Here is a 21703-nt window from a genome sequence, read left to right on the forward strand (position 1 = left end):
GTGTTCAGGACCACTCTCACCGGGCTGCTGGCGCACCGCCTGCGCCTGCTGCTCACCTCCCTGGCGATCGTGCTCGGTGTCGGGTTCATCGCGGGCACGTTCGTGCTCACCGACACCATCGACGCCGGTTTCACCCAGTCGTTCGCCGCGGACGCCGACAAGGTGGACGTGGTGGTGACGCCCAAGGACGACGCCGAAGGCGACGGGAGCCTGCCGCAGAGCGCGCTCGCGGCGATCAGGGCGGTGCGGGGCGTGCGGGACGCCCAGCCCGTGGTGTCCGGGGACGCGCCGCTGATCGGCAGGGACGGCAAGGTCGTCGGGGACTCCCCCACCGCCGGGGTGTCCATCCCGGCGAGCCGCATCAAGATAACGTCGGGGCGGGCGCCCTCCGCCGCGGGCGAGGCCGTGCTCGACAAGAACACCGCCAAGACCCAGCACCTGGCACCCGGGGCGACGGTCGCGGTGCTCGACCGGGCCGGCGGACGGCAGGAGTTCCGCCTCGTCGGGATCTTCGACGTGGGCGTCGACCAGAACCTCGCCTACCGGGGCGCGGTCGCCTTCACCCCCGACACGGCGCGGCGCGTCACCGGCGCCAAGGGCTTCACCGAGATCGACGTCGTTTCGTCGGGACCCTCGCCGGAGAGCCTGCGTACGGCCGTCGCGGCGGCCGTGGGGGGCGACGCGACGGTGATGACCGGGCGGGAACGCGCCGACGAGGTGGCCAGGCGCAACCACGTGGACACGTCCTACATCCGGCTGGGCCTGCTGCTGTTCGGCGCGGTCGCGCTGCTCGTCGCCGCGCTCGTCATCTACAACACCTTCAACATCCTGGTCGCGCAGCGGATGCGCGAGATGGCGCTGCTGCGCTGCATCGGCGCCACCAAGCGGCAGGTCTTCGGCTCGATCGTGCTGGAGTCCGCCGTGGTCGGCCTGCTGTCGTCGGTGCTGGGCCTGCTGACGGGCCTCGGCCTCGGAGCCGCGGCGGTCGCCGTGCTGAGGGCCGTCGGAACCGACATCCCCACGGGCACGGTGACCCTGTCCCCGCAGACGATCGCCGTCGGCCTGTGCACCGGCGTCGTCGTGACGATGGCCGCGGCCCTGCTCCCGGCGCGCCAGTCCACCCGTGTGCCGCCCGTCGCGGCGCTGCGCGCGCAGGTCGAGGAGCACACCTTCCGCACCGGGGTCGTCCGGGTGGTCGTCTCGGTCCTGCTCGTGCTGGCGGGGGCCGGCCTCACCGCGGCGGGGGTCCTGCAGAAGCCGGGCCAGGCGGCGCTGCTCACGGTCATGGCGGGCGGCGTGCTCGTGTTCTTCGCGGTGCTGGTGCTCGGCCCGGTGATCGTACGGCCGCTGAGCGGGCTGGCCGGCTGGCTGCCGGCGCGGCTGTTCGGCGTGCCGGGGCGCCTGGCTGTGGACAACTCGCGGCGCAACCCCAAGCGGGCGGCCACCACGACGGTGGCCCTGACCGTCGGCGTGACGCTGATGACATTCATGTCGGTCCTGACCGCCACGGTGCGGACCACGGTCGGCGGCGAGCTCGACAAGCAGTTCCCCGCCGACTACATCCTGTCGGCGCAGACGGGCACGATCCCCCGCTCGGTCGCCGACGCGCTGCGCGGGAGCCGCGACCTCGCCGCGGTGACCGAATTCCGCGGCAAGAAGGCCAAGGTGAACGGCCACGACTACGAGGTGGGCACGGTCACCCGGTCGGCCATCGGCACCGCGATCAAGCCGGAGGCGTCGTCCGGCACGCTGGACGGCTTCGGCGCGGGTGACGTCGCGATCGCCGACTACGTGGCCCAGGACCTCGGCGTCGCCGTGGGCGACACCGTGACCGTCGCGTCGGGAGGGAAGAGCACCTCGCTCGAGGTGGCGGCGGTGCTGAAGGCCGACGTGTCCCTGCTGCCGCCGTTCACGATGGCCGAGCAGGCGTTCGAGCGGCACTTCGGCGCGGTGGGCGACGCGCAGATCCTGGTGGACGCCGCCGACGGCGTGGCCCCGGAGCGGGCGCGCAAGGTGGTGGACGACGCCACGGCGGCCTATCCGGCGGTCAAGGTCGGCAGCACGACCGAGATCCGGGGCCAGTTCGACGAGGCGATCGACTCGGTGCTCATGGTCGTCACCGGGCTGCTGGCCCTCGCCATCGTGATCTCGCTGCTCGGCATCGCGAACACGCTGTCGCTGTCGGTCCACGAACGGACCCGCGAGTCCGCGCTGCTGCGTGCCCTCGGCCTGACCCGGCCGCAGCTGCGGGGCATGCTCTCGGTCGAGGCGCTGGTCCTCGGCCTGGTGGGCGCGATCGTCGGCGTCGTGCTCGGCATCGTGTACGGCTGGGCGGCGACGACGACGCTCACGCAGAACGTCTCCTTCCAGCTTCCGGCCGTGCAGATTCTGATCTTCATCGCCGCCTCGGGCCTGGCCGGTGTGCTCGCCGCGGTGCTGCCCGCCCGCCGGGCCGCCCGGGCGTCGGTCGTCGGAGCGCTGGCCGCTTCCTGACCGCCGCTCCCCCGGATTCCGTACGGGCCGGGGCGTCGGTCGCCCGGGTCGCCCGCGCGTGCGGGCGACCCGGGCGCGGGCCGTCACAGGCGGCGGCCCTGGCGGTCGATCACGACCGCGAAGACTCCCGTGACGTCCTCGTACGGCGGTTCCACGGCCATGTGACCCCGCTGGGCGTCGATCCACAGGACCTCGCCCCGGCAGTTGACCGCGTTCCACGCGTGGCTGCCGCCCCCGGCCCAGCGGGTGATGAGGACGGCGGCGGCGCCGTGCCCGCCGAAGATCAGCCGCTGGGCGATGGCCACGTACGCCCGGCGGCCGTGGCCCACGTATTCGAACCGGTGCCCGAGCCACTCCTCGGCGCGGCCGACGCCTCCGGTCTCCCCGGTCAGCAGCGGGCGGCCCGACCCGTCGTACTCGGGCTGTCTGCGTGCCGCCACCACGGGCTCGCCGTGCCAGGTGGACAGGACCGACAGCGCGCAGTCGACGGCGTTGTTGGACCTGAACGCGTCCTCCGTCGGCCCTTCGGCGTTGATCAGCCGGATCCAGGTGCCGCGCGGGTCCGGGAAGCGCCCGCTCACCGCCTGCGCGAGGCTCACCTGGCCGCCCGGATCCGCCTCGGCCAGCCCGCCGGGCCTGCCGTACGGGCGGGTCTCCTCCAGCCGTCGCGGGCGGCCCGGGCCGTCCAGCCAGTCACACTCGGTGTCGTCGCGCAGCACGGCCGCCCAGAAGTCGTCGGCGTCCGGGAGCTCGCCCGTCTCCGGGCCGTCGTCCACGCCGCCGCCGGACGCCTCCTCGCACCACTCGCTCCGGCCTGCCTCCGGCGTCGTCTCGTCGCCGGTCTGCGCAGCGGGGATCCGCGGCGCGGGCGCGGCCTCGGTGGTGTCCTCGGTGGTGTCCTCGGCGGCCTCCTCGGCGGTGCCTTCAACGGCGTCCGCGGCGGCGTCATCGTGGCCGGCGGCGTCGGCCCCCGCGTGATCCGCCTCGAGTCCGGTGGCCGGGCGTTCCTCCGCGTGCGCGAGGTCGCCCGACGCCCCCAGGCCGGACTCTCGCAGACCGGGCTCCCCCGGGCCGGACTCCCCCAGGCCGTACTCCCCCAGGCCGGACTCTCGCAGACCGGGCTCCCCCGGGCCGGACTCCCCCAGGCCGGACTCTCCCAGGCCCGGCTCCCGCGAGCCCGAGTCCTCCGGCGCGCGGGCTTGCGGCCCTGACTCGTCGCGGGCACCGGTCTTCCCCGGATCAGGCTCGGCATCCCCGGGGCCGGATATTCCCGATGTCGCCGCCAAGTCGTCGACGGGCCCCCCGGCGGCCGTCTCCGTCGCCGGCTCTCCCGCCGCCTCGTCGTCGTCGAGGGCGCGCTCGACGTCGCCGCCGCTCTCCGGTTCCTGCTCGCCGACGGCATCGCGGGCGTCCTGACCATCCCGAGCGTCCCGGTCGTCCTCGGGCACCACCACGTCCGCACGGTCCTCGGCGTCCTCCGGGCCCCGGACATCCTCGTCGTCATCGGGCCCGGCGTCGGCGGGCGTCGTGACGGGGACGGCTCCCCGGAGGTCAGGCGGCCCGCCGCGGCGCCCTGTCGGCGTCCCCGGGCCGTGGCCTCCCCGTCCCCCGATCTCGCCGTTCCTCGCCGCCGGCACCACCGGCATGGTGATTGTGTCGGTCATGGTGTCGGTCATCGTGTCGATGCCCAGCGGCAGCGCCGCGATCCGCACGTCCAGGCGGCGGTCCTCGAGCGATGGAGCAGGCGCGTCGGCCGCCTGCTCGTAATCCCGCCATCGCCGGCCGTCGGCCGACACGACCGGGTTGTACACACCGGACGGCAACCGCCACCTCGCGTGCCGGCGCGCCCTCTCCTGGTTCACGCGCTTGGCCCCCCTCCTCGCGCACATCAGCGTGCCGATGGTAGAGGCGGGCCGTCCGGGGCACGGCGGGTTTTCCCAACTCCAGACCCGGCTTCTCTGACCCGGCTTCTCTTGGGGGCCGATCAGCGGGCGGTGACGGTGACGGTGTGGAGGCCTGTGGCGCCGTCGGGGGCGGGCGGGGCCTCGTCCTCGGTCTGGGTGTAGCCGGTCGCGTCGGTGGCCCGCACCGAGATCGTGTGCCGGCCGGGCGTCAGGTCGAGGTCGAGCGACCACTGCCGCCAGGTGTCCGGGCCGGGGGTGTCCGCGAGCCTCGCCTGCCGCCACGCGCCGCCGTCCACCCGCACCTCGACCGCGTCGACACCGCGATGCTGCGCCCACGCGACGCCCGCCACTGTCGTACGGCCCGCCGTGGCCTCGTCCCCGTCACGGGGCAGGTCGATCCTGGACTGGGTTTTGATCGGGCCGCGCGGCGCCCAGCCGCGCGGCGTCCAGTAGGCCTCGTCCCGGTCGAACCGGGTGACCCTGATCTCGGTGACCCACTTCGTCGCCGACACATACCCATACAGGCCGGGCACGACCTGGCGGACCGGAAAGCCGTGGGCCTCCGGGAGCACCTCGCCGTTCATGGCGACGGCGAGCATCGCGTCGCGGCCGTCCATCACCACGTCGACCGGTGTGCCGCAGGTCCAGCCGTCCTCGGAGACGCTGAGCAGCATGTCGGCCTCACTGCGGATCCCGGCCTCGCGCAGCACGTCGGCGAGCCGGGCGCCGAGCCAGCGGGCGTTGCCGATGTACGGCCCGCCGACCTCGTTGGACACGCAGGTCAGCGTGACGTCCGCCTCCATGAGGGGGCGCTTGAGCAGGTCGGCGAAGGTCAGCTCGACCGGCCTGTCCACCAGCCCGTGGATCTTCAGCGTCCATCGGGCCGGGTCCACCGACGGCACGACGAGGGCGGTGTCCACCCGGTAGAAGTCGGCGTTGGGCGTGACGAAGGGCGCCAGGCCGGGAACCCGCAGGTCCGCCCCGGACGGGAGGGGCGCGGCCGGGCGCGCCGCGCGCGGCAGCATCCTCGCCACGCTCCTGCGGGCGATCTCGCCGTCCTTGGTGCCCGACAGCAGCCAGCCGCCGAGACCGGCCGCGCCCGCGACGACGACCCCGGTCGCCGCCCCCGTCAGGAGCCTGCGCCGGTCGAAGGCGTACGGCGTGGCGTACGGGGCGGTGCTCGCCGGCGCGCCCGCCCGCATGACGGCCGGCACGGCGGGGCCGGGCGCCGTCGAGCGGCTCTCCTCCTCCGCCGTCGCGGCGCCCGCCGGGCCGGGGACCGGCCGCGTGGCCGGCGCCCTCTCCCTGTCGGCGGCCCGGCTGGCGGCGACGTAGTCCTCCTCGCCGCTGTCCATGGCGCGCCGTGCCAATCGGGACAGGGTCCAGGCGCCGGCCGCGGCACCCGCGAGCGAGGGCAGGACGTGCGCCACCCCCGCGTCCGGCCGGGACAGCGCCGCGGCGGCGCCGACGAGGCCGAACACGGCCAGGCCCAGCGTGCCGTACGCCGCCCCGCGGCGGGCGAGCAGGCCGAGACCGGCGGCGACGAGCGCGAGCACGACGACGATGCCGCCGAGCAGGACCGGCTTGTCGTAGGAGCCGAAGGTGCGGATCGCCCATTCCTTGAGGCCGGCGGGCGTGGCGTCGACCACCGCGCCGCCCACGGCGACGACCGGCGCCGCACCGGGGTCGATCAGACCGGCGACGATCTGGGCCGCCCCGAGCGCCACCGCGCCGGCGACGAGGCCGGTCAGCGCGGCCGCCCAGGCGGGCATGCGGGTGCCTGCTGCGTTCACGTTACGAACGCTACGCCCGTGCGCCCGCCGGGGGTCTTACGGCGGGATTACGAGACGACCTCGGCGATCACCGGGGCGAGCGCGCGGAACGCCTTACCTCGGTGGCTGATCGCGTCCTTCTCCTCGGCCGTCATCTCGGCGGTCGTGCGGGTCTCGCCGTCCGGCACGAAGATCGGGTCGTAGCCGAAGCCGCCCGTGCCGCGCCGTTCGCGGATGAGGAAGCCGTGTACGGCGCCCTCCACCACGTGCTCCTCTCCGGTCGGCAGCGCGAGCGCGGCCGTACACGCGAAGTGGGCCTGCCGGCGGCCGTCCGGCACGTCGGCGACCTGCGCGAGCAGCAGGTCGAGGTTGGCGTCGTCGTCGCCGTGGCGGCCGGACCAGCGGGCGGAGAAGATGCCCGGCATGCCGTTCAGCGCCTCCACGCACAGGCCGGAGTCGTCCGCGACGGCGGGCAGGCCGCTGGCCGAGGCGACCGCGTGCGCCTTGAGCAGCGCGTTCTCCGCGAACGTGAGACCCGTCTCGGCCACGTCGCCGATCTGCGGGAACGCCTCCAGGCCGACGAGTTCGACCGGCACACCGGCGTCGGCGAGGATCCGGCGCAGTTCGACGATCTTCCCGGCGTTGCGGGTGGCCAGGACCACCTTGTTCATGCTGTCGTCCTCGATGTTCAGGAGAGGGCTTCCGTCTGGATGCGGGTGAGCTCGGCGCATCCGGCGGCGGCCAGGTCGAGCAGGCCGTTGAGCGCCGTCCGGTCGAACGGCGTGCCCTCGGCGGTGCCCTGCACCTCGACGTAGTCGCCCCTGCCGGTCATCACCACGTTCATGTCGGTCTCGGCCTTGACGTCCTCGCTGTAGTCGAGGTCGAGCATCGGCTCGGTGCCGACGACGCCTACCGAGACGGCGGCGACCGAGTTCACCAGGGGGTCGCCCGGGCACATCCGGCGCTGCCGCATCCAGGCGATGGCGTCGGCGAGGGCGACGTACGCGCCGGTGATGGCGGCGGTGCGGGTGCCGCCGTCGGCCTGCAGCACGTCGCAGTCGAGCACGACGGAGTTCTCCCCCAGGGCCTTGTAGTCGACGCAGGCCCGCAGGGACCTGCCGATCAGCCGGGAGATCTCGTGGGTGCGCCCGCCGATCTTGCCGCGGACCGACTCGCGGTCGTTGCGGGTGTTGGTCGACCGGGGCAGCATGGCGTACTCGGCCGTCACCCAGCCGAGGCCGCTGCCCTTGCGCCAGCGGGGCACGCCGCTTTCCACCGTCGCGGCGCACAGCACCCTGGTGCCTCCGAACTCCACCAGTACGGAACCCTCCGCGTGGGCGAGCCAGTTCCGGGTGATGGTCACGGGGCGAAGCTGGTCGGGACGACGACCGTGTGAACGAGCCATACGGGTCACCCTAGGTCATACACGGCCCCGCTCCGTGCCAACTCCATCGGGCCGCCGAAGCCGCCGCGTGAGGCGTCCTCCAGGATTCGGGACTTGTCATACCAGGGGACGAGATGGGTGAGGACGAGCGCGGCGGCGTCGGCCCGGGCGGCGTGCTCGGCCGCCTGCCTGCCGCTCAGGTGCAGGCCGGGGGTCAGGTCCGGCTCGTCGAGGAAGGACGCCTCGCACAGGAGCACGTCGGCCTCGTGGGCGAGCTTGACCAGTTCGGCCGACTCGCCGGTGTCCGCCGAGTATGCGACGGACCTGCCCTGGTGGGTGACGCGGAAGCCGTAGGTCTCCACGGGGTGGTTCATCGTGGCGGCCGTCACCTCGAACGGGCCGACGTGCCGGGTGCCGGGCGACAGCCGTACGAAGTCGAAGGAGTTCTCGAGCACCGGCTCGTCCGGCATCGCGTACGCCGCGTTGAGCCGCTTCGAGGCGCCGGCGGGGGCGTGGACGGGCACCTTCGGCAGCGGGCCGTCCGGGGTGTAGGTGCGCACGACGTGGTAGGCGCACAGGTCGAGGCAGTGGTCGGCGTGCAGGTGGGACAGGAGGATGGCGTCGACCTCGTAGAGCCCGGCGTGCCGCTGGAGCGCGCCCAGCGAGCCGTTGCCGAAGTCGAGCAGCAGCCGGAAGCCCTCGGCCTCCAGCAGGTAGCAGGAGGACGGGCTGTCGGGGCCGGGGAAGCTGCCCGAGCATCCGATGATCGTCAACTTCATCGCGAACTCCCTACGCCGGTGACGTCGCCGATGCCCGGGGCGGTCCGCTCCACCGACTGGAGCTCGGGACCGAGGAAGCGCTGCCCGAGCCGCGCGAACAGCTCGGTGTCGCCGGTCGCCCGGAAGCGGTGCCCCGGCTCGCCCGCGCCGTTGGACAGCCCGCGGTCGTGCAGGATGCGGTAGACGTCCTTGGCCGTCTCCTCGGCGCTGGACACCAGCGTCACCCCGTCGCCCGCGACGTACGAGAGGGCGCCGGTGAGCAGCGGATAGTGCGTGCAGCCGAGGATGAGCGTGTCGCAGCCGGCGTCCTGGATCGGTTTGAGGTAGCCCCTCACCACTTCGATGAGGTCCTCACTCATCGTCTCGCCCCGCTCGACGAACTCCACGAGCAGGGGAGCGGCCACCGCGACCAGCTCGACGTCGGGGGCGGCGGCGAAGGCGTCGTGGTAGGCCATCGACTCGATGGTGGCCCGCGTGGCGATCACGCCGACCCTGCCGTTCCTCGTGGCCCGCACGGCCCGCCGGACGGCGGGCTGGATCACCTCGACGACCGGGACGTCGTAGCGCTCCCTGGCGTCCCTGAGCACCGCCGAGCTCGCGCTGTTGCACGCGATGACCAGCATCTTCACGTCGTGCTCGACCAGGTGGTCCATGACCTCCAGCGCGTACGCGCGGAGCTCGGCGATGCTCTTGGGCCCGTACGGCTGGTGGGCCGTGTCGGCCACGTAGAAGATCGATTCGTGGGGCAGCTGGTCGATGATCGCCCGGGCGACGGTCAGGCCGCCCACCCCGCTGTCAAAGATCCCGATCGCCCTGGTGTTGTCCGGCACGCTTCCCAAGGTTAGGGGAACGGCCCCCGCCGCTCGGGGTAAGAATGCTCACAACGCGCTCGCCGACCTTCGGGCGATCGAACGCGGCTCAGCCCCGGCCGAGGCGGGCGAGCTGGCGGGACTGGGCGACCAGCCGTCCCGCCGAGTCCCACACCTCGACCTCCTCGTCGAACCAGCCGTCGCTGATCAGCCGCCCGCCACCGAGCAGGGTCAGCCACCCCGGCGCGGGCAGGGCGCGCAGATGCCAGGTCAGCTCCACCGTCGGAGCCCACCCCCGCGCCCCCGCGGAGAACACGACCGGCGGCAGCGCGTCCACCGCCAGCGCCAGCACGTACGGGTCGGGGTCCTGCGGCTCGGCGAGGCGGAAGTACGCCCGTGACTCGGGCCGGCCGGTCGGCTCGCCCGCGAGCCAGCCGATCGTGGGCGGGTCGAACGCCATCTCGATCTGGGCGTTGAAGTTCATGTTGGACTCGGGCTTGGGATCGGGCAGGCGCACGCAGTCCGCCAGGTCCGGCATCGCGGCCGACGGGCCGTCCGCCCAGTCCGGCGCCGCCGCCTCGTCCAGCGTCGCGGTCGTGACGAGCATCTCGATGAACGACTCGCCGTCCTGCACGAGCCTCGCCCGGGTCATCGCCGCAGTACGGCCGGCCTTGAGCGGCTCGAGGAGCACCCGGGCGGGGCCGGGCCGGGCCACCCGGAGGAACTGGGCGCCGGTGGAGACCGGGTGCGCGTGCGGAGAGGCGTCCACCACGGCACGCAGCATCGTGGCCATGAGGTAGCCGCCGTTCAGCGGCCCTCCGATGGAGTATCCGTCGTCGAGACACACGTCGTAGGTGGTGTCGTCGACCCGGATGGCCTGCGTCGCCTCGTCGAACTTGGTCATGCGCCCCTCGCCGCTCTACCGAATTTTGTTCTGGTGATTACTTTAGCGTGGCATTCCGGCGGACCGCCCGGCGGCTCGCGGGTCAAGCGGTCAAGCGGCCTGCAAGCGCGCCGCTACCGGCCGGGCCTAGCTTCGCGGCGTACCCGACGACGACGCATGTGAGTGAGCCCCATGTCCCCCGACACCTCCCCGCAGAACCCGAGCCCCTGGCAGCCGCGTGACGAGCCCGACCTCGACCGCACCGTCGCCTATCGCGTTCCCCGCCCGCCGGCCGTGGGCGAGGCGCACACCGTGCGGATGCCGTCCTGGACCGAGCCCGAGGAGATCGGCTCCGTCACCCTGGCCGCCCCGCCGTCTCCCCCGGGCCGGGCCAGGCGGGGGCGTGGCTGGATCCTCGCGCTGGTGGCCGCCGTCTTCGTCGGCCTGGTCGGCGGCGGCGGGGTGTGGGCCGCCTCGAAGCTCAGCGGCGGCGGCACGCAGCCGCAGGACGTGCTGCCGGCGAACGCGCTGGCCTACGTCCGGCTCGACCTCGACCCTGCGGCCGGGCAGAAGCTCGCCCTGTTCGGCATCGCCCGGAAATTTTCGGCCACCCGCGACTCCTTCGGCGGCGACGACCCGCGCAAGGCCCTCGTCACCGCGCTGCAGAAGGACGACCCCGGCCTCAAGGTCGACTACGCCAGGGACGTCGAACCCTGGCTCGGCGACCGCGTCGGCCTCGCCGTGCTTCCGGCGGCCGGCGGCGGCGACCCCGTCGGAGCGCTCGCCGTACAGGTGAAGGACGAGGCGGCGGCCCGGACCGGCATCGGCAAGCTGGGCCTCGGCGACGGGAAGGGCGGCCTGGCGTTCCGCGACGGGTACGCCGTCATCGCCATGAGCCAGCAGCTGGCCGACGAGTACGTCAAGGCCGCGCCGCTGTCCGGCGACCCGCGCTTCGCCGACGACCTCAAGGCGCTGGGCGAGCAGGGCGTGCTGTCGTTCTGGATGGACGTGGAGAAGGTCGCCGAGGCCGGCTGGGCCGACGCCTCCGCCACGCTCGCGCTGCCGCAGCTCAAGGGGATGCGCTTCGCCGGCGCCCTCCGGTTCTCCGGCGACTACGCCGAGCTGGCCGGGATCACCCGCGGCGGGACGCCCACGAAGGTCCGGCCCGAGCCGGCGAAGATCGGCGAGCTGCCCGCCTCCACGGTCGCGGCGGCCTCGTTCTCCGGCCTGGGCGAGATGCTGCGCGAGCAGTGGCCGTCGATCGAGCAGGCGGCGGGCGGCCAGGGCGGCGAGATGCTCAGGCAGACCCTCGACGGGGCGCGGGCGCAGTACGGCCTGTCCCTGCCGGACGACCTCGTGACGCTGCTGGGCCGCACCTTCACGCTCGCCCTCGACGAGCAGGACCTGGACGGCGCGCTGCCCCGCGTGGGCGCCGTGCTGATGACCGACACCGCCAAGGCGCAGGACCTGGTGAACCGGGTGAAGACCCATCTGAACGGCATGGAGAGATCCGCCGACATCGCCACCGCCGAGGGCGAGGGACGGTTCGTGATCGCGAGCACCCAGGAGTACGCCGCGGCCCTGGGCGCGGCCGGCGCGCTCGGCGAGAGCGAGACCTTCCGCCTGGCGGTCCCAGACGCCGGCAAGGCGACCTACGCCGTGTACGCCGACCTCGACCGGCTGGAGAAGCTCTACCTGGACAGCGTGCCGGGCCAGGCGCGCGCGGACGTCGAAAAGCTGCGGGCGATCGGCCTGAGCGGCACCCAGGGCGAGGACGGCTCGGCCTTCACGCTCAGGGTCGTCTTGAACTGACCCCTGCGGCCGGCCCTCATGCTCCGGCTCATCCCGCCCGAAACGGAACTCCGGCCCACCCTCGCCGGAGCGGGCGGGGTGAGCCGGTCGGTCGTGACAGCCGGGACCGGAGTCAGGCCCAGAGCTGGCCTTCGAGACGGTCCTCCGCCTCGTCGAGGGTCCCCTCGTAGGCGCCGGTCGACAGATACTTCCACCCGCCGTCGGCCACGATGAACACGATGTCGGCCCGCTCGCCGGCCTGGACGGCCTTGCGGGCCATGCCCAGGGCGGCGTGCAGGGCGCAGCCCGTCGAGATGCCCGCGAAGATGCCCTCGGCGGCCAGCAGCTCACGGGTCCGGCGCAGCGCGTCGGCCGAGGTCACCGAGTAACGGGTGGTCAGCACGGACGCGTCGTACAGCTCGGGCACGAACCCCTCGTCCACGTTGCGCAGGCCGTAGACCAGCTCGCCGTACCGCGGCTCGGCGGCGACGATCTTCACGTCGGGCACCTGCTCGCGCAGGTAGCGGCCGACGCCCATGAGCGTGCCGGTCGTGCCGAGCCCGGCGACGAAGTGGGTCACGGTCGGCAGGTCCGCGAGGATCTCCGGCCCGGTCGACTCGTAGTGGGAACGCCAGTTGGCGGGGTTGCCGTACTGGTAGAGCATCACCCAGTCGGGGTGCTCGGCCGCGAGGCCCTTGGCGACCCGCACCGCCTCGTTGGAGCCGCCCGCGGCCGGCGAGGAGATGATCTCCGCGCCCCACATGCGCAGCAGCTGGCGGCGCTCCTCCGAGGTGTTCTCCGGCATGACGCAGATCAGCCGGTAGCCCTTTAGCCGGGCCGACATCGCCAGCGAGATGCCGGTGTTGCCGGAGGTCGGCTCCAGGATCGTGCATCCCGGCGTGAGCAGCCCGTCCTTCTCGGCCTGCTCGATCATCCACAGCGCCGGCCGGTCCTTGACCGACCCGGTCGGGTTGCGGTCCTCCAGCTTCGCCCAGATCCGTACGTCAGGGGACGGCGACAGCCTGGGCAGACCCACCAGCGGGGTGCGCCCGACCGAGTCGATCAACGAGTCGAAGCGCATTCAGCGCGCTCCGCCCGCGACGGCCGGGAGCACGGTCACGGTGTCGCCGTCGGCGACGGGGGTGCCGAGCCCGCCGAGGAAACGTACGTCCTCGTCGTTGAGGTAGACGTTGACGAAGCGGCGCAGCCCGGAATCGTCCACCAGCCGGTCCTTCAGGCCGGGGTGGCGGGACTCCAGGTCGCCGATCAGCTCTTCGAGGGTCGCTCCCTTGGCGTTGACCGCCTTGGCGCCATCGGTGTAGCTGCGGAGGATGGTCGGAATGCGGACCTCGATAGCCATGTCGGCTCAATCTCCTTGATCAGGGGTCGTCATGATGGTGGGCGTTCACCTGAGTGAAACATGGTCAGGTGGAAGTCGATTCCAGCGGTCATCCGCCCGGCGGGCCCGTACGGGCGCCTCCGTCGGGCGGCCGGGTCAGCGACAGTCGTAGACGACGACGGTAGGCGTGTGCGCGAAGAGGAACGCCTGCACAGGAGACTCCGGGCGTACCCGGCGCGACAGGACAGCCGGTGACGACACGGGACGAGCGTCATCGATGGGCATAACTTCAGTTTAACCGTACGACTCGATGATCTTGACTTCCTCCTCCGTGACGACGCCGTCCACGATCCGGTAGGACCGGAAGGGCGTCTCCTCCTCGGAGGCGGTCGACACCAGCACGTAGTGGGCGTCGGGCTCGGAGGCGTAGCTGATGTCCGTACGGGACGGGTACGCCTCGGTGGCGGTGTGGGAGTGGTAGATCACGACCGGGACCTCGTCGCGGTCGTCCATCTCCCGCCACACGCGGAACTGCTCCATCGAGTCGAAGCGGTAGAACGTCGGGGAGCGCTCGGCGTTCTCCATCGGGACGAACCGCTCGGGACGGTCGGACCCGGCGGGCCCGGCCAGGACGCCGCACGCCTCGTCGGGGTGGTCGGCCCGGGCGTGGGCCACGATCTTTTCGACCAGCTCGCGTGAGATCGTCAGCATGCTGGGAAACCTACCAAAGCGCCCTGACGAGGGTGTCCTGCAGGTAGGTCAGCCAGTCATAGATCACGAACGAGGGATAGCGGGGGTCGTCCTCGGGCATCCGGGCGATCTCCTCGTGGACCTCCTCGGTGACCTCCAGCCGCACGCCGAGCGCGAGGCGGACGTCGTTGAGCGCCCGCAGCCACGCCTGTCCCTGCTCGGCGGTGAGCGTGAGACGGCCCGGCTCCGCCGTCTCCAGCAGCGTGGTCGCGTCGGCCCGCTTGCCGTCGCGCAGCGTCGCCTCCGTGTAGCGCCGGAACTCCTGCGCCGCCTCCTCGTCGTCGGCGTACGCCGAGGGGAACAGTCGCGCGAGCACGGGGTCGGCCGACGGGGCCGCCGCGCCGATGCCGAGGGCGCGCTCCAGCGGGTCGTCGCCGGTGGTCCCCGGCTCGACCAGGCCGAGCACCTGCGACACCAGCGAGCGCAGGATCGACACCTCACCCGCGTCGAGATGGACGGTCACCCCGTCACTCGTCGCCCTGAAGCCCGTGCTCATCATTTGTCCTGCTGGACGGTGGCCCACAGGCCGTAGGAGTGGAGGATCTGCACGTCGCGCTCCATCTCCTCCCGGGTGCCGCTGGCCACGACGGCCTTGCCCTTGTGGTGGACGTCCATCATCAGCTTCTCGGCCTTCTCACGGGGATAGCCGAACACGGCCTGGAAGACGTACGTGACGTACGACATCAGGTTGACCGGGTCGTTCCACACGATCGTGAGCCACGGCAGATCGGGGCGCACGTCCGACGACGGACGCTCGACCTCGGCTGGAGCTGTGCTACCCACGTAACCATCCTGCACCACGACCGTCGTAGTCTTCGACACGTGCGCATGACCACGGGCACGGCCCTGCTGACCGACCAGTACGAACTGACGATGCTCCAGGCCGCGCTGGCGAGCGGCGCGGCGCACCGCCGGGCGGTCTTCGAGGTGTTCGCCCGCCGGCTGCCGGGGGGACGGCGCTACGGGGTGGTGGCCGGCACCGGGCGGTTCCTCGACGCGCTGGAGGACTTCCGCTTCGACGAGCAGGACATCGACTACCTGTGCTCGGCCGGGATCGTGGACGAGCCGACCGGCGAGTTCCTCGCGGGCTACCGCTTCTCCGGCAACGTGTACGGCTACCGCGAGGGCGAGGCGTTCTTCCCCGGCTCGCCGATCATGGTGGTCGAGGGGACGTTCGCCGAGGCCGTGCTGCTGGAGACGCTGATCCTGTCGATTCTCAACCACGACTGCGCGATCGCGGCGGCCGCCTCCCGGATGGCCCAGGCCGCCGGCGACCGGCCGCTCATCGAGATGGGCTCGCGGCGCACGCACGAGCACGCCGCGGTCGCCGCCGCCAGGACCGCCTACCTGTGCGGCTTCGCCTTCACCTCCAACCTGATGGCCGGTCACCTGTACGGCGTGCCGACCGCGGGCACCGCCGCCCACGCGTTCACCCTGCTGCACGACTCGGAGGAGGACGCCTTCCGGGCCCAGCTCGACTCCCTCGGACGCGGCACCACCCTGCTCGTGGACACCTACGACGTCGCCAAGGCCGTACGCACCGCGGTGGAACTGGCCGGGCCCGGCCTCGGCGCGGTGCGCATCGACTCCGGCGACCTCGCGGTGGTGGCCGTGGAGGTGCGCCGCCTGCTCGACGAGCTGGGCGCGGACCGCACGCGGATCGTCGTCACCAGCGACCTCGACGAGTTCGCGATCGCGGCGCTGGCGGCGGCGCCGGTGGACGCCTACGGCGTGGGCACCGCCCTGTCCACCGGCTCGGGCCATCCGACGGCCAGCCTCGTCTACAAGCTCGTCGCCAGAGAGGACCACGCGGGAGTCCTCCAGCCCGTCGCCAAGGCGTCCGTCGGCAAGCCCAGCGTCGGCGGGCGCAAGTGGGCCTACCGCAGGACCAGCGGCGGCACCGCCACCGCCGAGGTGGTCACCCGCGAGCCGATGGACGCGGATGACCGCCCGTTGCTGGCCGAACTCGTGCGGGACGGCAAGGTCGTCGGCCGCGAACCCCTGGAGGCCGCCCGCGACCGGCACCGGGCGACTTTGACGGAGTTGCCGCTGGAGGCGTGCAGCCTCTCCCCCGGAGACCCCGCAGTCCCTACTATTTTCAAGTGATCGCGGAGGACCGGCGCATGAGGACGACGCCGGTCCTCCGCGATCGCCACTGTGAGGTGATCCCATGAAGACCGCGCTCGTCGTCGTGGACGTGCAGAACGACTTCTGCGAGGGCGGCAGCCTGCCGGTCGGCGGCGGCGCCGACGTGGCCGCCGCGATCAGCCGCCACGTCCAGGAGCACGCGTACGACCACGTGGTCGCCACCCGCGACTACCACGTCGATCCGGGGGCCCACTTCGCGGCCGAGCCCGACTACGTCGACTCGTGGCCGCCGCACTGCGTGGTCGGCACCACCGGTGCGGACTTCCACCCCGCCTTCGACACCGCGAAGGTCGAGGAGGTCTTCAGCAAGGGGGCCCGGCAGGCGGCCTACAGCGGGTTCGAGGGCGCCACCGGAGACGGCGTGGGCCTGGGCGCCTGGCTGCGCGAACGCGGCGTGGAGGCCGTGGACGTCGTCGGGATCGCCACCGACCACTGCGTGCGGGCCACCGCCCTCGACGCGGCGGCCGGCGGCTTCGCCGTACGGGTCCTGCTGGACCTGACCGCGGGCGTGGCCAGGCAGACGACGGAGTCGGCGCTCGCCCGCCTCGCGGAGGCCGGAGTCGAGCTCACCGGAGAGCCCGTCCTCCGCTCCTGACCCGCGACGTCCATCCCCGGCCCGGGCACTCCCGCGGTGAACCGGCGGACACGACCTGTCCCGGCCCGGCTCCCGCACGCGGCCCGCCGGTCATCCGCGGGGACACGACCGCGCGGAATCGGATGTCAACGTCTTCACCACGTAGAGTCATCGGTGTATTACCTAGAGCGACGACCCTTCGTGGATTGGCGGCCCCGATGTTCGCGTTCCTGCTCGGCCTCACCTGGCTCGTCCTGACCCCGGTCTGCGTCTGGCTGCTCTTCGGCCGCGGCCACCGGGGCCTGCTCCGCGTCACTGGCGCGCTCACGCTCGCGGCCCTGCAGGCGGCCACGATGGTCGTGGGGTTCACCCAGGAGGCCGCCCGGACCCCCGCCCGGACGGTCGCCGTCCGCGCCCCTCACACCGGCGCCGGCCGGCCGGCGGGCGTGGCGCCCTCCACCGGTGCGGTCGCGGCGCCGTCTCCGGCCCCGGCCGGTTCTCCCGCCTGTGATTCCCGCATCCCCGACCCCGAGGCCGTACGACTGTCGTTCCGCGGCAGGTCCCTGCACGGCCTCACGGTGTACTGGCCCGCGTCGCCCGCGCAGTGCGACACCGCCACGGTGGCCGTCCACCAGGCCGGGCACCGGCTGCGCATCTGGGTGCAGGAGGGCGCCACCGCCCCTCAGGCGAGGCACCCCGAGGGAGCGCACCACGTGCCCGTGCGCGTGGAGCAGGGAACGGCCTCCCTCAGCCTCAGGCTCAGCCCGGTCACCCGGCACCACCGCCGCTACGTGGCCATCAACGGCCAGACCGGGGACAAGATCCCCCTGCGCTCCCACATCTCGTGACGGGAGACCGCCCGTGCGGCCTCAGCCGGCCGGCGTCGACGTGACCCCGAAAGGGTCGTCGGTGCCCGCCGGGGGGTCGCCGTCCGGTGCGGGCGGCACCTCGTCGGCGCGGTCGTAGATCCCGGCGGCCCACCTGCCGGGCTGTTCGCCGACCATGGCCGACAACCGGTCGCGCACCTCGGGACGCCGCAACGCCCGGCCCTCGGCGAGTGCGGGCTCGTCACACTCCTTCGGGAGCGCCCGGCATGCCGCCTCCCGCACCGGGGCGTCCGCCGGAAAAACCCAGATCCGGACGGACTGCGGGCCCTTCAGCCAGCCGGACGGCGCCGACTTCCGGTCGTGGTGCCCGCCGCCCGCCGAGTCCCCGCACCGACCGGTCGTGCCGCCCATCTCGCCACCCTTGAGCGGCATCTCCACGACGACCCACGCCTGCGGGTCGTCGCACACCACCCGTGATCCGGTGAAGTAACTCGTCGGGGTGAAGGTCAGCGTCTGCCCGGCGCCCACCGTCTCGAACCTCCATGTGCGGATGGGGTGCAGGTCGAACTTCTGCGCTCCCAGCACCACGGGCATCGCGTCGGGAAGCTTCGGCCAGCGCGCGGCCTGGGCGGAACCGGTGGGCTGCGCGGCGACTGTCGTACGGTCGGCCCGGGGTGGGCCGGTCAGCAGGTCGTTTCCCAGCACAACAGCGGTGACGGTGCAGGCCACCGCCACCCCGGCCGTCATCGCCCGCCGGGTGCGGCGCATGCGCCGGCCTCGCCGGACGATCGCGTCGAGAGGGGCGGCCGGCTCCCGTCCGGCGGGTGCCCGGCCGTGCTCGTCCAGCAGAGTGCGCAGGTCGCTCTCGGTATGTCTCATCGCTGGGCCCTCTCCATGCTCATGGTCCGGACGTCCGGGTCGACGCGAAGACGGGTGAGAGCCCGGCTGAGCTGGGTCTTCACCGCTCCCAGTGAGCAGCCGACGATGTCGGCGACCTGGGCGAGCGTCCGTCCCTCGTAGTAGTGCAGGACGATCACCGCGCGCTGGCGCGGGGAAAGCGTGCCGATCGCGCTCCACAGCGCGGCCTGGTCGTCCACCACGGCGGCCTCGTCGCGGGGATCGGCCGTCTCGGGAAGCGTCTCTGCCGGGATCTCCCCGCGCCAGCGCCTGCGCCACCACGAGGCGTGGGTGTTCACGATGATCCGGTAGACGTACGGGTCGGGGTTGCCCTCGATCCGCCGCCAGGCCAGCCACGCCTTCGCGAGCGCGGTCTGCACCAGGTCCTCGGCCGTGCCCCAGTCCCGGGCGAGGAGATACGCCATCCGGCACAGCCGTGAATGCCTCTGTGCCACATATTCGGCGAACCCGTCGTCCATCGATCATCTCCGTCTCGTCGTCTCCGGCGATGACTACCGCCCGGGAGGCGCGTTCGGATGACAGAAGCGGTGGGTTCCACCCTTCGACAAGATCCTTGAGCACGTGCCCGTACGCGTGGAGCGGGGCATGGCCTCCCTCAGCCTCCGGCTCGGCCCGGCCGCCCGCCACCACCGCCGCTCCATAGCCCATCTCATAGCGCACTCTTGGCGAGGGCCACAAAGAGCCGTTCATACATCACGGGAAATGAGGGCATGCGGCACAGAACACGCGGAGCCAGGTGGATATTCGTCACACCGATAGCGAAATATTCTCACCCCGCTGCCGGAGCCTCACGAAATCCGCCGTGAACATTCTCATCCCGGCGGCCTCCGAGCTGATAGCTATTACCTCCGCGCACCCGCAGCGCCCCTACTCCCCCCAGCGAGCCTCGGCTGCGCTGCGAGCAGCATCGGAGGACATGCATGTTGACGCTCGAGGGACGCGTCGAACTCCTGGAGCAGGAAATGGTCGGTGTCGGCAAGAGCAGCCGCCTGGAGGCGACGATACGCGCTTATGACGCCCAGCAGATGATCTGGGTCAAGGTCGACTCGATAAGCGAGCGGCTCACCCGGGTCGAGCAGATCGGCGAGCAGACGAGGACGGACATCGGCGTCCTCAAGAGCCAGATGGCTGCCGCCAACCACCGCCTCGACCACATAGACCACGAAATCGAGCGGCTGGACGGCCGCATCGACGAACTGAGCAATCGGGTCGATATCCTGACCGGCCGGGTGGACAGCCTCACCGGACTGGAGCATGCCGAGCACGGCCGGGCGGAGGCATCCGCCTGAGCGGCACGTCCGCAATTTCGAAGTCGACCGATGAGCCCAGGTAACGCCCGCGGGACGCGGGGCGTGGTGCCGTAGGTCCTCCTGACCCGCACCGGTAACCGGAGGGAAGACCAGCGCGGCTCGCCGCCCCGTAAGGGACCGGCGAGCCGCGGGGTGGGCGACAAACCGTCAGGAGACACCTGGGCGGCTCCTCGGCTGGGCGGCTCCTCGGCGTACTTCGCCGGATAACGCGGAAAGCCGTACGGCGCAGGTCGGACGACGGCTAGGTCATTTGCGCTGGGTGGCCCACTTGCGGATCATCGCGATGCGCTCGCGGACCTGTTCCGCCGTCGCCTGGGCGATGGCGGGGCCGCCGCAGGCCCGGCGCAGCTCGGCGTGGATGACGCCGTGCGGCTGGCCGGTGCGGTGGTTCCACGCGCCGACGAGGCCGTTCAGCTCTTTGCGGAGCTCGGCGAGCTGCTCGTGCGGCGCGAGAGCCGGGGCACGCTCCTCGCTCTTCTTGGTCTTGCGCTTGGCCGCCTGCTGGTCGGCCTGGCGCTTGCGCAGCAACGATGCCACCTGGTCGGGCTCCAGCAGGCCGGGCAGGCCGATGAAGTCCTCCTCCTCCGGCGAGCCGGGGGCGGCGGCGGTGCCGAACTCGCCGCCGTCGAACAGCACCCGGTCGAAGGTCGCCGAGGCCTCCAGCGTCTGGAAGGGCAGCTCGTCGCCGAGCGCGTCGGGCTGCTTCTTCTCCTGCTGTGCCTGCTCCAGCAGCAGGTCGTCGAGGCCGTCCTCGTCGCGGCGGCGGCCCAGCACGTGGTCGCGCTCTTCCTCCATCTCGCCCGCCAGGCCCATGAGGACGGGCACCGAGGGCAGGAAGACCGACGCGGTCTCGCCGCGTTTGCGGGCGCGGACGAAACGCCCGACGGCCTGGGCGAAGAACAGCGGGGTCGAGGTGCTCGTGGCGTAGACCCCGACGCACAGCCGGGGGATGTCGACGCCCTCGGAGACCATCCGGACCGCGACCAGCCAGCGCCGGTCGGAGGCACCGAAGTCCTTGATCTTTTGGGACGCGCCCGGGTCGTCGGAGAGCACGACCTCGGCTCCCTCGCCCGTCACCGCACGGATATGCCGGGCGTAGGCGCGGGCCGACTCGTGATCGGAGGCGATGACCAGCCCGCCCGCGTCGGGCACACCCCGCCGCACCTCGGTGAGCCGCCGGTCGGCCGCGTGGATGACCTGGCGGATCCAGTCGCCCTTCGGGTCGAGGGCGGCCCGCCACGCCTGCGACAGCTGGTCCTTGGTCAGCGGCGTGCCGAGCGTGGCGGCGATCTCGTCGCCCGCCCGCGTCCGCCACTTCATCTCCCCCGAGTACGCCAGGAAGATGACCGGCCGGACGACGCCGTCGGACAGGGCCGGGCCGTACCCGTAGGAGTAGTCGGAGACGCTCCGCATCGCCCCCTCGCCGTCCTCGACGTAGGTGACGAACGGGATCGGGCTGTCGTCGGATCGGAACGGGGTACCGGTCAGCCCGAGTCGCCTGGTCGCGGGCTCGAACGCCTCACGGATGCCGTCGCCCCACGACTTGGCGTCGCCGGCGTGGTGGATCTCGTCGAAGATCACCAGGGTCTTGCGCGCCTCGGTGCGGGCCCGGTGCAGGGCCGGGTGCATCGCGATCTGCGCGTACGTGACCGCGACGCCGACGTAGTCGCGCGAGGTGGCGCCCTGGCTGTTCTTGAACTCCGGGTCGATGCTGATCCCGACCCTGGCCGCCGCGTCGGCCCACTGCCGCTTGAGGTGCTCGGTGGGGGTGACGATCGTCAGCGCGCGCACGATCCCACGGCTGAGCAGCTCGCTCGCGATCCGCAGCGCGTACGTCGTCTTGCCGGCGCCGGGGGTGGCGACGGTCAGGAAGTCGCGCGGCTCACGGCTGAAGTAGAGGTCGAAGGCCTGCTGCTGCCACGCGCGCAACTTCGGGGCGGTGCCCCAGGCGGCTCTGTCGGGGTAGGACGGGGAGAGGTGGGACGCGGCCGAAACGCTCAACGACGCCTCCCCGAACTCATC

21 protein-coding genes are annotated in these 21703 nt (G+C 72.6%); 6 read left to right on the top strand and 15 right to left on the bottom strand.

The window, feature by feature from the left end:
- Positions 1–2493 (top strand): ABC transporter permease, encoded by a 2493-nt coding sequence (locus ACWEQG_RS25230; RefSeq protein WP_452288270.1) that lies wholly within the window; start codon positions 1–3, stop codon positions 2491–2493.
- 83 nt (positions 2494–2576) lie between these two features.
- Here ACWEQG_RS25230 and ACWEQG_RS25235 read toward each other — a convergent pair whose 3' ends face one another.
- From ACWEQG_RS25235 to ACWEQG_RS25265, 7 genes are all read right to left on the bottom strand, one after another.
- Positions 2577–4355 carry a toxin glutamine deamidase domain-containing protein gene (locus ACWEQG_RS25235; protein WP_452288272.1) on the bottom strand — a complete coding sequence of 593 codons (1779 nt, stop codon included), beginning with the start codon at positions 4353–4355 and terminating at the stop codon, positions 2577–2579.
- 122 nt (positions 4356–4477) lie between these two features.
- Complete coding sequence (locus ACWEQG_RS25240) at positions 4478–6190, bottom strand: molybdopterin-dependent oxidoreductase (RefSeq protein WP_452288274.1); 1713 nt, start codon at positions 6188–6190, stop codon at positions 4478–4480.
- 47 nt (positions 6191–6237) lie between these two features.
- Positions 6238–6840, bottom strand: coding sequence for an RdgB/HAM1 family non-canonical purine NTP pyrophosphatase (rdgB, locus tag ACWEQG_RS25245; protein ID WP_363471692.1), 603 nt, complete (start codon positions 6838–6840; stop codon positions 6238–6240).
- 17 nt (positions 6841–6857) lie between these two features.
- Positions 6858–7574, bottom strand: coding sequence for a ribonuclease PH (rph, locus tag ACWEQG_RS25250; RefSeq protein ID WP_452288276.1), 717 nt, complete (start codon positions 7572–7574; stop codon positions 6858–6860).
- A 5-nt stretch (positions 7575–7579) separates the two neighbouring features.
- Positions 7580–8332: an MBL fold metallo-hydrolase gene (locus ACWEQG_RS25255; RefSeq protein ID WP_346226217.1), complete on the bottom strand. Its 753-nt coding sequence runs from the start codon at positions 8330–8332 to the stop codon at positions 7580–7582.
- Entirely contained in the window at positions 8329–9162 is an 834-nt protein-coding gene (gene murI, locus ACWEQG_RS25260) for a glutamate racemase (protein ID WP_363471696.1), read from the bottom strand. Before murI ends, ACWEQG_RS25255 begins: the two co-directional genes overlap by 4 nt.
- An 88-nt stretch (positions 9163–9250) precedes the next feature.
- Positions 9251–10045 (bottom strand): thioesterase family protein, encoded by a 795-nt coding sequence (locus ACWEQG_RS25265; RefSeq protein WP_346226215.1) that lies wholly within the window; start codon positions 10043–10045, stop codon positions 9251–9253.
- Positions 10046–10216: 171 nt separating this feature from the next.
- On the opposite strand from ACWEQG_RS25265, the gene ACWEQG_RS25270 reads away from it, so the two are divergent.
- Positions 10217–11836, top strand: a complete 1620-nt coding sequence (locus ACWEQG_RS25270) for a DUF3352 domain-containing protein (protein ID WP_452288278.1) — start codon at positions 10217–10219, stop codon at positions 11834–11836.
- 112 nt (positions 11837–11948) lie between these two features.
- Here ACWEQG_RS25270 and ACWEQG_RS25275 read toward each other — a convergent pair whose 3' ends face one another.
- The 5 genes from ACWEQG_RS25275 to clpS all read right to left on the bottom strand — a co-directional run bounded on the left by ACWEQG_RS25275 (position 11949) and on the right by clpS (position 14687).
- Entirely contained in the window at positions 11949–12896 is a 948-nt protein-coding gene (locus ACWEQG_RS25275) for a PLP-dependent cysteine synthase family protein (protein WP_346226213.1), read from the bottom strand.
- Entirely contained in the window at positions 12897–13175 is a 279-nt protein-coding gene (locus ACWEQG_RS25280; RefSeq protein ID WP_169981986.1) for a MoaD/ThiS family protein, read from the bottom strand.
- A gap of 273 nt (positions 13176–13448) precedes the next feature.
- Entirely contained in the window at positions 13449–13865 is a 417-nt protein-coding gene (locus ACWEQG_RS25285; RefSeq protein WP_452288280.1) for a Mov34/MPN/PAD-1 family protein, read from the bottom strand.
- Positions 13866–13875: 10 nt separating this feature from the next.
- A complete protein-coding gene (locus tag ACWEQG_RS25290) occupies positions 13876–14403 on the bottom strand; it encodes a DUF2017 domain-containing protein (protein WP_452288282.1) in 528 nt (175 codons plus the stop codon).
- Positions 14400–14687, bottom strand: a complete 288-nt coding sequence (gene clpS, locus ACWEQG_RS25295) for an ATP-dependent Clp protease adapter ClpS (RefSeq protein ID WP_346226211.1) — start codon at positions 14685–14687, stop codon at positions 14400–14402. The genes ACWEQG_RS25290 and clpS overlap by 4 nt, the downstream gene beginning before the upstream one ends.
- A 39-nt stretch (positions 14688–14726) precedes the next feature.
- Between clpS and ACWEQG_RS25300 the strand changes: the two genes are divergently transcribed.
- The 3 genes from ACWEQG_RS25300 to ACWEQG_RS25310 all read left to right on the top strand — a co-directional run bounded on the left by ACWEQG_RS25300 (position 14727) and on the right by ACWEQG_RS25310 (position 17474).
- Entirely contained in the window at positions 14727–16010 is a 1284-nt protein-coding gene (locus tag ACWEQG_RS25300; RefSeq protein WP_452288284.1) for a nicotinate phosphoribosyltransferase, read from the top strand.
- Between the two features lie 64 nt (positions 16011–16074).
- Positions 16075–16647 (top strand): nicotinamidase, encoded by a 573-nt coding sequence (locus tag ACWEQG_RS25305; RefSeq protein ID WP_452288285.1) that lies wholly within the window; start codon positions 16075–16077, stop codon positions 16645–16647.
- 185 nt (positions 16648–16832) lie between these two features.
- Positions 16833–17474, top strand: coding sequence for a hypothetical protein (locus tag ACWEQG_RS25310; protein ID WP_452288287.1), 642 nt, complete (start codon positions 16833–16835; stop codon positions 17472–17474).
- A gap of 21 nt (positions 17475–17495) precedes the next feature.
- On the opposite strand, the gene ACWEQG_RS25315 is transcribed toward ACWEQG_RS25310, so the two are convergent.
- On the bottom strand, positions 17496–18332 hold the full coding sequence (locus tag ACWEQG_RS25315) for a hypothetical protein (protein ID WP_452288288.1): 837 nt from the start codon (positions 18330–18332) through the stop codon (positions 17496–17498).
- Positions 18329–18829 carry a SigE family RNA polymerase sigma factor gene (locus tag ACWEQG_RS25320; RefSeq protein ID WP_452288290.1) on the bottom strand — a complete coding sequence of 167 codons (501 nt, stop codon included), beginning with the start codon at positions 18827–18829 and terminating at the stop codon, positions 18329–18331. The genes ACWEQG_RS25315 and ACWEQG_RS25320 overlap by 4 nt, the downstream gene beginning before the upstream one ends.
- 462 nt (positions 18830–19291) lie before the next feature.
- Between ACWEQG_RS25320 and ACWEQG_RS25325 the strand changes: the two genes are divergently transcribed.
- Entirely contained in the window at positions 19292–19660 is a 369-nt protein-coding gene (locus ACWEQG_RS25325) for a hypothetical protein (protein WP_452288292.1), read from the top strand.
- Positions 19661–19927: 267 nt separating this feature from the next.
- Here the strand turns inward: ACWEQG_RS25325 and ACWEQG_RS25330 are convergent, their stop codons facing one another.
- A complete protein-coding gene (locus tag ACWEQG_RS25330; protein WP_452288294.1) occupies positions 19928–21682 on the bottom strand; it encodes a DEAD/DEAH box helicase in 1755 nt (584 codons plus the stop codon).
- Positions 21683–21703: the final 21 nt, after the last annotated feature.

This window comes from Microbispora sp. NPDC004025, from assembly GCF_053604425.1.

Bases quoted from the DNA above. Each gene is read 5' to 3' on its own strand.
- ACWEQG_RS25315 (WP_452288288.1), bottom strand. From the start codon at position 18,332: ATGAGACATACCGAGAGCGACCTGCGCACTCTGCTGGACGAGCACGGC.
- ACWEQG_RS25285 (WP_452288280.1), bottom strand. From the start codon at position 13,865: ATGCTGACGATCTCACGCGAGCTGGTCGAAAAGATCGTGGCCCACGCC.
- rph (WP_452288276.1), bottom strand. From the start codon at position 7,574: ATGGCTCGTTCACACGGTCGTCGTCCCGACCAGCTTCGCCCCGTGACC.
- ACWEQG_RS25305 (WP_452288285.1), top strand. From the start codon at position 16,075: ATGAAGACCGCGCTCGTCGTCGTGGACGTGCAGAACGACTTCTGCGAG.
- ACWEQG_RS25280 (WP_169981986.1), bottom strand. From the start codon at position 13,175: ATGGCTATCGAGGTCCGCATTCCGACCATCCTCCGCAGCTACACCGAT.
- ACWEQG_RS25275 (WP_346226213.1), bottom strand. From the start codon at position 12,896: ATGCGCTTCGACTCGTTGATCGACTCGGTCGGGCGCACCCCGCTGGTG.
- ACWEQG_RS25270 (WP_452288278.1), top strand. From the start codon at position 10,217: ATGTCCCCCGACACCTCCCCGCAGAACCCGAGCCCCTGGCAGCCGCGT.
- ACWEQG_RS25325 (WP_452288292.1), top strand. From the start codon at position 19,292: ATGTTGACGCTCGAGGGACGCGTCGAACTCCTGGAGCAGGAAATGGTC.
- ACWEQG_RS25255 (WP_346226217.1), bottom strand. From the start codon at position 8,332: ATGAAGTTGACGATCATCGGATGCTCGGGCAGCTTCCCCGGCCCCGAC.
- rdgB (WP_363471692.1), bottom strand. From the start codon at position 6,840: ATGAACAAGGTGGTCCTGGCCACCCGCAACGCCGGGAAGATCGTCGAA.
- ACWEQG_RS25320 (WP_452288290.1), bottom strand. From the start codon at position 18,829: ATGGACGACGGGTTCGCCGAATATGTGGCACAGAGGCATTCACGGCTG.
- ACWEQG_RS25290 (WP_452288282.1), bottom strand. From the start codon at position 14,403: ATGATGAGCACGGGCTTCAGGGCGACGAGTGACGGGGTGACCGTCCAT.
- ACWEQG_RS25265 (WP_346226215.1), bottom strand. From the start codon at position 10,045: ATGACCAAGTTCGACGAGGCGACGCAGGCCATCCGGGTCGACGACACC.